Annotated in this window: 4 protein-coding genes; 3 read left to right on the top strand and 1 reads right to left on the bottom strand. The window is 57.4% G+C overall.

Annotated elements, in window-relative coordinates:
• Nucleotides 1-20 precede the first annotated feature (20 nt).
• From ACP15U_RS15675 to ACP15U_RS15665, 3 genes are read left to right on the top strand one after another with little or no spacing between them, the layout of a single operon-like run.
• The gene (locus tag ACP15U_RS15675) at nt 21-1,814 is read left to right on the top strand and encodes an FAD-dependent oxidoreductase (RefSeq protein WP_425046094.1); all 1,794 of its coding nucleotides are present in this window, start codon (nt 21-23) and stop codon (nt 1,812-1,814) included.
• Entirely contained in the window at nt 1,811-3,691 is a 1,881-nt protein-coding gene (locus ACP15U_RS15670; protein ID WP_425046093.1) for a 2-oxoacid:acceptor oxidoreductase subunit alpha, read from the top strand. The genes ACP15U_RS15675 and ACP15U_RS15670 overlap by 4 nt, the downstream gene beginning before the upstream one ends.
• Complete coding sequence (locus ACP15U_RS15665; RefSeq protein WP_425046092.1) at nt 3,691-4,740, top strand: 2-oxoacid:ferredoxin oxidoreductase subunit beta; 1,050 nt, start codon at nt 3,691-3,693, stop codon at nt 4,738-4,740. The genes ACP15U_RS15670 and ACP15U_RS15665 overlap by 1 nt, the downstream gene beginning before the upstream one ends.
• 41 nt (nt 4,741-4,781) lie before the next feature.
• Here the strand turns inward: ACP15U_RS15665 and ACP15U_RS15660 are convergent, their stop codons facing one another.
• Nucleotides 4,782-11,741: an Ig-like domain-containing protein gene (locus ACP15U_RS15660; protein ID WP_425046091.1), complete on the bottom strand. Its 6,960-nt coding sequence runs from the start codon at nt 11,739-11,741 to the stop codon at nt 4,782-4,784.
• Nucleotides 11,742-11,880 lie beyond the last annotated feature (139 nt).

The raw sequence follows: 11,880 nt of genomic DNA, 5'->3' as shown, positions 1-11,880 counted from the left end.
AAAGTAGGGAGGCGGCGGACGTGGAACCGACCGATACCAAGAACCCTGAGTTTTTTCACAAGGTCGTGGATTGCCAGTTCGCGTGCCCGGCCCACACGCCGGTACCCGAATACATCCGTCTGATCGCGCAGGAACGCTATACCGACGCCTATATGATCAACTGGGAAAGCAACGTGTTTCCAGGCGTTTTGGGCCGGACTTGCGACCGACCCTGTGAACCGGCCTGCCGTCGTGGCCGTGTCGAAGAAGAACCGGTGGCAATCTGCCGGTTGAAACGGGTGGCCGCCGATTTCAAGGAAGACATCTCGGATCGCCTGCCGAAGGTTGAAAAAAAGAACGGCAAGAAGATTGCGCTGATCGGTGGCGGGCCAGCATCACTGACCGTGGCGCGTGATCTCGCGCCGCTGGGATACGAGCTGCATCTTTACGACTCGCAGGCCAAGGGCGGCGGTTTTATGCGGTCGGAAATTCCGACATTCCGCCTTCCCGAAGAGGTTCTCGATGAAGAGGTGGGATATGTCCTCGACATGGGCATTCACACCCATTTCAACACCTATGTCGACAGTCTGCAGGCCATTCTCGACAAGGATTACGACGCGGTTTTCGTGGGTTGCGGCGCCCCGCGGGGGCGCGACTTGCCGGATCTTCCCGGGCGCACCGAAGGCGAAAAGAACATCCATATCGGGCTCGACTGGCTGGCAAATGTTGCCTTCGACCACACCAAGAAGATCGGCAAGAAAGTGATCGTTCTGGGTGGTGGTAATACTGCGATGGACTGTTGCCGCACGTCGCGCCGGCTGGGCGGCGAGGACGTAAAAGTGATTGTTCGATCGCCGTTCGAGGACATGAAGGCGTCACCCTGGGAAAAGGAAGACGCCATTCACGAGGGTATTCCGATCATCGACAACCATGTGCCCATGGAGTTCGTGCTGAACAAGGGCAAGCTGGTCGGAATGAACTTCGAAAAGGTCGAAGCGGTCTATGACAAGGAAGGTGGCCGGAAACTGGTCCCAACCGGTGAAGATCCCGTTTTCTACGAATGTGATGACGTGCTGATCGCCATTGGCCAGGAAAACGCCTTTCCCTGGATTGAGCAAAGCACAGGTGTCCGGTTTACCAGCTGGGGTACTCCGATCATCAATGATGATGTGACGTTCCAATCGACCCGCAAGGATGTGTTCTTTGGCGGCGACGCTGCATTCGGCCCGGCCAACATCATCACGGCGGTGGCGCATGGCCATCAAGCGGCGGTTTCGATCGACCTTTACTGTCAGGGCAAGGATCTGGAGAACCGCCCCGCCCCCAATGTGACACTGATTAGCCAGAAGATGGGGATCCACGAATGGAGCTATGACAGCATCCCGGTGGATTTCAAACGCGAGGCAGTACCGCTTGTCGAACTCGACAAGGCGTTGAAGAGCAAAACGCTGGAAGTTGAACTGGGTTTTGATGCCGAGGCGGCCTTTGTTCAGGCGGAACGGTGTCTCAACTGCGATGCGCAGACCGTGTTTACCGGCGGCAACTGTATCGAGTGCGATGCCTGCACGGATATCTGCCCAACAAGCTGTATCAGCTTTGTCGAGAACGCCCCCGAAGAGGAACTGCGCCAGCGTCTGTTGGTTCCGGCGACCAACCCTGACCAGGATCTGTATGTGTCCGAGACACTTCCCACCGGCAAGGTGATGGTCAAGGACGAAGATGTCTGCCTGCATTGCGGCCTGTGTGCCGAGCGCTGTCCGACCGCAGCCTGGGATATTCAAAAATTCTTCTACTCGGTGGCAAAGGCCACTCCTGACCTTGTGGAGGTCACATGAAACAGATCAGCGGCACCAATGATTTCGTCGTCAAGTTCGCCAATGTGAACGGCACCGGGTCGGCCTCGGCCAACCACCTGTTCGCCAAGGCGATCTTTCGCATGGGGATCCCGGTCAGCCCGCGCAATATTTTCCCGTCCAACATTCAGGGGTTGCCGACGTGGTATGAGGTGCGAGTCAGTTCAAAGGGATATCTCGGGCGTCGTGGCGGGGTAGACATGATGGTCTGCGTCAATCCGCAGAGCATGGAAAAGGACGTGGCCTCGGTCGAACCCGGCGGGTATTTCCTGTATGATTCAACCAAGCCGTTGGCGGGACATCTCAAGCGGGATGACATCACCTATTTTGGCATTCCGCTGACCCAGATGTGCATGCGGGAGTTCCCGGTTCCGCGCTTGCAGCAGCTGTTGAAGAACGTAGTCTATGTGGGAGCTCTGGCGGCGCTGCTTGATATCGAATTTCCGGTGCTCAAGGACCTTCTGAATGACCAGTTCAAGGGCAAGGAGAAGCTGATCTCATCCAACGTGCAGGCGCTGGAAATGGGATATCAGTATGCCAAGGAAAACTTCAACTGCCCCCTGCCGATCCGGCTGAAGCGCGGCGGCAATGTGGCCCCCCACATTCTTGAAAGCGAACATATCCTTATGAACGGCAACACCGCCGCTGCGCTTGGCGCGATTTATGGTGGTGCCACCGTTGCCGCGTGGTATCCGATCACACCGTCGACATCGGTCGTGGACGCATTCAGCAAATATGCCGAGCGGATGCGGATCGATGCCGGTAGCGGCAAGAAGAACTTTGCAATCGTTCAGGCCGAAGACGAACTGGCTGCCATGGGCATGGTTGTCGGAGCTGGTTGGAACGGCGCGCGGGCCTTCACGGCCACTTCGGGTCCGGGTTTGTCACTGATGAGCGAGTTTCTGGGGCTCGCCTATTTTGCAGAGGTTCCCGTTGTTCTGATTAACGTGCAGCGATCTGGCCCTTCAACCGGCATGCCGACACGCAGCCAGCAGTCGGATGTGCTGGCGGCCGCCTATGCGAGCCATGGTGACACCAAGCAGGTTTTGCTGTTCCCGGCAACGCCGCGTGAGTGTTTCGACATGACCGTGCAGGCCTTTGATCTGGCTGAACGGTTGCAAACGCCGGTAATCATGATGTCGGATCTCGATCTGGGTATGAATGACTGGATGTCGCCGCCGCTCGAATGGGACGACGACTATCAGATGGATCGGGGCAAGGTTCTGGATGCAGCCGGTCTGGACGCGGCCGAGAAGTGGGGCCGGTATCTCGACGTGGACGGAGATGGAATCTGCTATCGCACATTGCCCGGTGCGCATCCTGACAAAGGGGCTTACTTCACTCGTGGGTCGTCAAAGAACGAAATGGCGGTCTATTCGGAATCCGGAGAGGATTATGTGCAAAACGTAGACAGGTTGCTGCGCAAATTCGATACGGCAAAGACATATGTGCCCAAACCCAAGACACATCCACCGATCGAAGTGAAGAAACCGAAAACCAAGCTCCGGCTTGGTGGGTTGTTCTTTGGAACAACCGCCTCGCCTGCCTATGAGGCGGTCGAGATACTTGCCGACGAAGGCTATCCGATCGACACAATGCGGATCCGGGCATTCCCGTTCCATGAAAGCCTCGATCAATTCATCCATGATTATGACCTTGTCTTTGTGATCGAACAGAACCGTGACGGCCAGATGCGACAGCTGATCATGAATGAGTGTCATATCGCACCCGAAAAACTGACCTCGGTGCTGAACTACTCTGGCACACCGATCACTGCGCGTGACATTGCCGATCAGATCCGCAAGGCGCTGAGAACCAAGAGCGCCGAAATTGTACCCCTGAAGAGGGAGACTGCCTGATGTCTTATATCAAGCCGAAATTCCGCCACCCGCGCCTGCCGACCAACCGGCTGGGCTATACCGTTGCCGACTATGACGGGGCGATTTCGACGCTCTGTGCGGGCTGTGGTCACGACAGCATCTCGGCTTCGATCCGAAATGCGTGTTTTGCGTCGTCGATCGAACCTCATCGGATCGCAAAGCTCTCGGGGATCGGCTGTTCGTCAAAGATGCCCACCTACTTCCTTGGCCGGTCGCACGGATTCAACTCGGTCCACGGTCGGATGCCATCGGTGGCAACAGGCGCGAGCCTTGCCAACCGCGAGCTGACATATATCGGAGTATCCGGGGATGGTGACACGGCCTCGATCGGGATGGGGCAGTTTATCCACCTGATCCGGCGTAACGTGAACATGACATATATCGTGGCCAACAACGGGTGCTATGGCCTGACCAAGGGACAGGACAGCGCCACGGCAGATCTTGGTTCGGTCAGCAAGCTGGGCAGCGTCAATCCGTTCGACGGTATCGACCTTGCCAGTCTCGCGATGTTGCAGGGTGCAAGCTTTGTGGCGCGTAGTTTCTCGGGTGACAAAGATCAGCTTGAGCCCCTGATCCGTGCGGCAATGGCGCATAAGGGGTTTGCCTTCATTGATGTGGTTTCCCCCTGCGTGACGTTCAACAATCATGTCGGATCTACCAAGAGTTATGCCGAAACCCGTGAGCATCTGGATGCGATGCCGGTGGATTTCGTGCCGATGCGGGAAGAGATCCACACGCAGTATGCGGAGGGCACCAGTCAGAGCGTCACCCTGCATGACGGGTCGGTGATTCACCTGCACAAGGCTGACAGCTCTTACAGGTCTGATGACCGGACAGGGGCGATGAACGCGGTCCAGGCGGCAAAGGACGAAGGGCGTATCCTGACCGGGTTGCTGTTCCTCGATCCGAACACGCAGAACTTGAACCAGAACCTCAAGCTGGCGACGCGTCCATTGAACGAACTTGGCAAGGATGAACTCTGTCCCGGCAGCAAGGTTTTGAACAGCATCAACGAGGGGTTGCGCTAGGCGTTTTGCAGTCGGGTGGATTGGCTTGATTTTGACGGGGCTCAGGCCGACGGCATTGACGGCGCTTCGGCGGGATCCATTGACAGGCCGGGGAGCTGACCTCCGAGGCTATCGGTAAATCCGGTTGCGCCCATTGCGCCGCCGCCAGATTGCCCGCCGCCGCCGGTTGGAAGATTTCCACCGGTTCCGGACAGGTCCAGCACGCCCTGAAGCTGTTGTGCCTCGGGTGGTGATCCCGGTGATGGGGGTGGGTCGCCGGACAGGGTCAGTGACAACGGAACCAAACCGGATCCCCCTTGGGCCAATGTCGGTGTTGGGGTCGGTGAAGAACTGGAGGCTGATACTCCAGCCACTGCCGATGTTGTCAGAGTGCCGACCGAGAACACCTCCACCTGATCGCCGGTGGTCGACAGATTGCCGTCAAGATCGAAGGTTGCGTAGACCGAGAACACATTCACGTCGCCAAGATTGCCTTGCAGCCCCGGAATGTCTGCCAGCGCCAGATCGAAATTGATGCCGTCTGTCGTAAGCGACGGGCTGTTTTCGTCAGCGATTTCTCCCAGGTCGATGCCGTCGGCGTTATGCCTGAGCGAGAAATCGATCAGCTGCGCGTTGAACAACGGTGTTTGTCCGAAAGCTGCCTCGAGCGCCCCGGCATTGGTCACAGAGGTGGCCGAGCCGTCGCTGTCAACGATATTGAGGTTTCCAAGATTGACGCCGTTGCCGATTGCAAAGGCTTCGATGTCTACAGAATGAGAGCTGTTGAGGTTGCTCAAGGCACCTTGCCAGTTCTGGTTGGCCGGGAAAGGGTTCCCGTCCGTGATGAAATACATGATGTTGACTTCACCGGACGGCTCGCTGCCGAAGAAGCTGTTTGCCGTGTTCAGCGCGCCTTCCCAATTTGTTCCACCGCTTTGGTAGGGTAGAGAATCCACTGCGCTGAGCAGCTGGCTCGTTTCGCTGACCAGATTGAACTTGCCCACCGTCTGAACATTAGTCGCATAGTTGATGATGTAGACATCCACATTGGTTTGCGACCCGCTAAAGTCACTGGCCAGATTGACCAGGGCATTGCGCACGGCTGAAACCTGAGTGTTCCAACCCGCCTGCCCGATGCTGCCGGAACTGTCCATCGCAAAAACGAGGTTGATGTTCGTTGACTGCACCGAAGTGATGTCGATGTCGAACTTGCCGGGAACATTGCCGGGTGCGTTGGGATCAAAGCTGATCGTTACCGGGAAATCGGGCGGCAGCGAGGACGGATCCTGCTCCACGACCACGGTTACGGTCGACGTGTCGGTCAGCGTTCCGTCGCTGACGGTATAGCTGAAGCTGTCGAGCCCGAAGAAGTTGCTGTTAGGTGTGTAGGTGACCGTGCCGCCGGAATAGCCAGAGGATCCGTTTTGGGCCGATGAGACACTTATGACGTTCAGGCTGTCGCCATCCGGGTCGGTGTCATTGGCGGTTGCCACGACAGATCCTCCACTGCCGAACGGAGCGATCAGCAGGTCGGGGTTGGCTGTCGGTGCTTCGTTGACCTCATTCACGGTGATTGTGACCGTCGCGGTGTCTGTGCCGCCCTGCCCGTCGCTGAGTTCATAGGTGAAACTGTCGGTTCCGAAGAAACCCGGATTGGGCGTGTAGGTCAGTTGCCCGTCCGGGTTGACGGAAACCAGCCCGCTGGACGCCGGCACAGTAATTGCCGAAATTGAAAGCGGGTTGCCATCAATGTCACTGTCGTTGTCTCGCGGGTCGAACGTGATTGGCTGATCTTCGTCGGTTGTTCTGGCATCGTCATTGGCCACGGGATCGTCGTTGACCGGGTTGACCGTGATCTGAACCGTAGCTGTATCACTGCCACCCTGCCCGTCTTCGAGTGTATAGCCGAAGCTGTCCTGACCGTTGAAATTGGCATCCGGAGTGTAAGTCAGCGTGCCGTTGGCGTTGATGACAACCGATCCGTTGGTCGGGATTGTGGTCCCGGTGATGGTCAGTGTGTTCCCGTCAGCGTCGCTGTCATTGACCCGCGGATCGAACGTGACCGCCTGATCCTCGTTGGTCGTTCTGCTGTCGTTGCTTGCGATCGGCGGGTCGTTCACCGGTGCAACAGAGACTGAAACGGTGGCGGTGTCCGATCCGCCCTGCCCGTCCTGAATGGTGTAGGTGAAGCTATCGTTGCCAGCGAAGTCGGCATCCGGAGTATAGGTGAGCGTTCCGTTCGAATTGATTGTGACAGAACCGTTGGCCGGGGTCGATGTGCCCGAGACTGTCAGGGTATCCCCATCGACATCTGAGTCATTTCCAAGCGGGGAAATGATAACGGCCTGATCTTCATTCGTGGACGCTGTGTCGCTCACAGCATCTGGGTTGTCATTCACGGCAGTCACCGTGACCTGAATCGTGCCGGTGTCGGTTCCGCCCTGACCGTCTGAAATCGTATAGGTGAAGCTGTCGTTGCCGTTGAAATTCGCATCGGGCGAATAGGTGATCGATCCTCCGGCATTGACCGTTGTCGAACCGTTGGCCGGGTTCGAAGCGCCGGTGATGGTCAGGGGATCACCGTCGAGGTCGCTGTCATTGTCGCGCGGATCGAAGGTGATCTGCTGATCCTCCGCCGTTGTCACGTTGTCATTTGTGGCCTCGGGCGGATCATTCGAAGCGGTGACAGTGACATCTACCGTCGCGGTATCTGTGCCGCCCTGCCCGTCACTCACGGTGTAGGTGAAACTGTCGGCCCCGTTGTAGTTCGCGTCTGGTGTATAGGTCAGGGTGCCATTGGCGTTTATCACCACCGAGCCATTGGATGGGGTCGAGGTTGCTCCGATTGAAATGGGGTTCCCGTCGATATCGCTGTCATTGCCCCTTGGCTCGAAGGTGACGGGCTGGTCCTCGTTCGTCGAAACGGTGTCGTCCGCCGCAACTGGCGGGTCGTTCACTGCAACGATGGTTATGTTCACGGTTGCGGTGTCGGTCCCGCCTTGCCCGTCGCTTACAGTGTAGGTGAAACTGTCGGTGCCATTGAAATTGGCATCCGGAGTGTAGGTGAGCGATCCGTTTGCGTTGACTGAAACCGATCCGTTCGAGGGCGTCGAGGTCCCGGAAACGGAAAGCGGGTCGCCATCCGCATCGCTGTCGTTGCTGCGCGGATCGAAGGTTACGGATTGATCTTCGTTTGTCGAGGCTGTGTCATCAGCGGCCAACGGCGGGTCGTTCACCGGTGCGATGGTCACATCGACGGTGGCAGTGGCGATCCCCCCCTGCCCGTCATTCACGGTATAGGTAAAACTGTCGGACCCGCTGAAATCAGCGTCCGGCGTATAGGTCAGCGTACCGTTAGGATTGATCGCGACCGACCCGTTAGCCGGGGCGGTGGTCGAGGTGATCGTCAGCGGGTCTCCGTCGATATCACTGTCATTGTCGCGGGGATCAAATGTGAGCGATTGGTCTTCGTTGGTGGCGGCTATATCGTTCACGGCCACTGGCAGGTCGTTCACCGCTGCAATCGTGACATTTACGGTGGCGGTGCTGGTTCCGCCCTGCCCGTCGCTCACGGTGTAGGTGAAGCTGTCTGCTCCGTTGAAATGGGCATCCGGAGTGTAGGTCAACGTGTTGTCCGGATTGATTGCAACCGATCCGTTCGCCGGCATACTTGTCCCTGATATGGTTAGCGGGTCTTCGTCCACGTCGCTGTCATTGGTCCGCGGGTCGAAGGTGACCGCCTGATCTTCATTGGTGGCGGCCTCATCGTTGGTTGCCACTGGCAGGTCATTGACCGGTGTTACGGTGACATTGACGGTTGCGATGCCAAGCCCGCCCTGCCCATCGTTTACCGTATAGGTAAAACTGTCCGTCCCGTTGAAGTCGGCATTGGGGGTGTATGTCAGAGTGCCATCAGAGTTGATGGCAACCGCGCCATTTGATGGCACCGAGGTGCCAGTTATCGTGAGCGGATCCCCGTCCGGGTCGCTGTCATTGCCAGTGGGGTCAAATGTGATGGCTTGGTCTTCGCTGGTTGTCGACGCATCATCAACGGTCACAGGCAAGTCGTTGACCAGGATTACGGTCACCGTAGCGGTTGCGGAAGCACTGGCTCCCTGGCCGTCATTCACGGTGTAGGTGAAATTGTCTGTGCCGTTGAAATTGGCGTTTGGTGTGTAGGTCAGCGTGCCATTGGCATTGATGCTGACGGATCCATTTGCAGGCGTTGACGTTCCGGTGACTGAAAGGGGATCGCCATCCAGATCCACGTCGTTGCCGCGCGGGTCGAAGGTGACGGCCTGATCTTCGAGCGTGCTGGCTGTGTCATCTGCGGCAACGGGCGGATCGTTCACCAGCCCGACAAAGACGGATACCTGCGCCGTGGCGCTGCCGCCCTGCCCGTCCGATACGGTATAAGAAAATGTGTCGGTTCCGTTGAAATTTGGGTTTGGCGTGTAAGTGAGCGTCCCGTCGGGATTGATCGCGACGGATCCGTTGGATGGGTTTGACGTTCCGCTGATACTCAGAGGGTTGCCATCTGGATCCATGTCATTTGTCAGCGGATTGAATGTAACCGCCTGATCTTCGTTTGTGGTTGCTGCATCGAGAGTGGCAACCGGAGGATCGTTGACCGAGCTGACAGTCACGTTGACCGTTCCGGTTGCTGTGCCGCCGCGTCCGTCAACAACCGTGTAAGTGAAACTGTCAGTACCGTTGAAATCCGCGTTAGGAGTATAAGTCAGGCCGCCGTCGATATTGATAATGACATTGCCGTTGACTGGTGTCGAAGTCTCGCGAATTTGCAGGACATCCCCGTCGGTGTCGCTGTCATTTCCGCGTGGGTCGAAGGTGACGGGCTGATCTTCGGCCGTGGACACGAAATCGGCGCCCAGAACAGGTTGGTCGTTCACCGGCGAAACCGTGACCGAAACTTCGGCCGAGGCACTGCCACCCTGCCCGTCTTGCACCGTGTAGGTAAAGCTGTCGGAGCCGCTGAAATTCGGGTTCGGCGTATATGTCAGGGTTCCGTCAGGATTGAGCACGACGTTGCCGTTGGCCGGGTCGGTCCAGGCTGACACGGACAGTGGATTGGAATCCGGGTCATTGTCATTGCCACGCGGGTCGAAAGTGATCGACTGGTCTTCGTTTGTTGTCACCGGATCATTCGCCGCTACCGGTGCGTCGTTCACATCGCCAACCGAAACGGAAACCGTCGCCGTGTTGCTGCCTCCGTTTCCGTCCTCGGTGACATAGGTAAAACTGTCCATGCCATTGAAGTTCGGATCGGGAGTATAGGTGAGTGTGCCATCGACATTGATGATGACTGACCCATTGGCGGGATCGGAAACCTTGGTGACAAACAGCGGATCACCGTCTGCATCCGTGTCGTTGTCCCGCGGGTCGAAGGTTATTGGCTGGTCTTCGTTGGTCGATATACTGTCGCCCCCGGCAACAGGTTGGTCATTGAGATCGCTGACCGTAACAACAATCTCGACGCTGTCGCTGCCACCCTGTCCGTCTTCGACCTTGTAGGTGAAACGGTCGACGCCGTTGAAATTTGGCTTCGGTGTATAGGTCAGCGTATTGTCGCTGTTGATTGCCACACTGCCATTTGCCGGCAGGGTTGTGCTGACGATCTGGAGGCTGTCGCCGTCGACGTCGAAATCATTTGTCAGCGGGTCGATTACGACAGGCATGTCTTCGGCTGTCTGCGCCTGATCGCTCTTTGCTTCGGGCGCATCGTTGACCGGTGCTACGTTGATCGTCACGGTCGCGGTGTCAAACCCGTCCGCCCCATTCGAAACGCTGTAGGTGAACACGTCCTGCCCGGCGAAATCCGGGTTTGGAATGTAGATGAATTCGCCGAGCTCGTTGATCACGGCTTGCCCGTTTTGCGGGGCACTTTCAATCCCGAATGTCAGAGATTGGTTGGCCTGTCCTGCACTCAGCACCGAACCCCTGATCGGATCCGAGCCGGATGCGTCTTCTAGCCCCGTTACGGTAATATCATTGGCGACCGGCGGTTCCTCGGGATCGCGGAGATTGTCGACACCGTCATCTTGCAGATTGGTATCGTCGAACCCGTCATCGAGATTTTCGTCGCCTTCCGGCCCTTCCTGTTGTTCCTCCGGGCCGGAGTTTTCAGGAAGATCGTTGAAGTTGTTGTCGCTTGGCGTGCCTCTCTGGATATTGCCCGAGCGTGCCTCCTGTTCAACGTAGTTCTGGCCCTGTGCAATCCGGTCCTGAGCGGCCAGATACGCCTCATAGGCCTCGTCGATCAGCTCCTGGTCTGCGGCCTGATCGTCAATCGTGCGAGGAAAGCGTTCGACCCGCCCGTCTGCGGTCGACACCACCCAGACTTCGGTGTCGGTTGTGATAACGCCCTGAAGCACATCGTCGACGTAGACTTCGATCGAGCTGAGGGTTCCGTCGAAGTCCTTGTTCAGCGCCATTTGAACTTCGGTTTCGCCGCCGACGGTATATACCTTGGCAGAAACATTAGTGCCACGGATCCCCATGGTTGCCGCCGGGGTATCGACCGTCATGCCACCCGTCTTGGCGACTTGGCCGGCCACAAAGACAAACCCGCCCTGAACAAGACTGAACGCGCCCGAGTTTTCGGTGCTTTCGGGATCATAGATCAGCTCATCCACGACCATCCGCGAAGAAGCCGACAAGGTAAAGATCGTCCCGTCTGCAAAGGTGACCGACAGATTGCCGTCCACGTCGGTGATCAGAACATCACGCTGATAGATCTTGACCCCGACATCGAGTTCTTCAACCGTACCGTCGCCGCGCTGCACGCGAACGCTGCCCTCGGCGACTTCAACCTGTCCGATCGGTATTGGTCCTTCGGTCGGAGACGTCTGGGCAAGCCGTGCATCCGGTGCCGCACCGGCGAGCGACTCGACAACATGGCCGCGCAGCACACCCTTGTCGGCGGCCATGAGATCCTGTGCTTCACCGTTGCGGAAATAGTCGACAATGACCAAAGATTGGCCGTTGTCATTCTGAATGACCAAATTGGGTCCAGCCTTGGAAAACTCAGCTGAATACAGATCAATATGGTCGGGAATTTGTAGCTTATCTGACGCACCTTTTGAATCAGCGGCCAAGACTGACCGCACTAAAGACAGGTCACCAGTATAAAGGTCGCCACGC

The sequence above is a fragment of the Primorskyibacter sp. S87 genome (genome assembly GCF_049801055.1).
GTDB lineage: Bacteria > Pseudomonadota > Alphaproteobacteria > Rhodobacterales > Rhodobacteraceae > JBNAGF01.
Note: the sequence above shows the minus strand (reverse complement) of the source record. Positions and strands in the feature narration are given on the sequence as shown.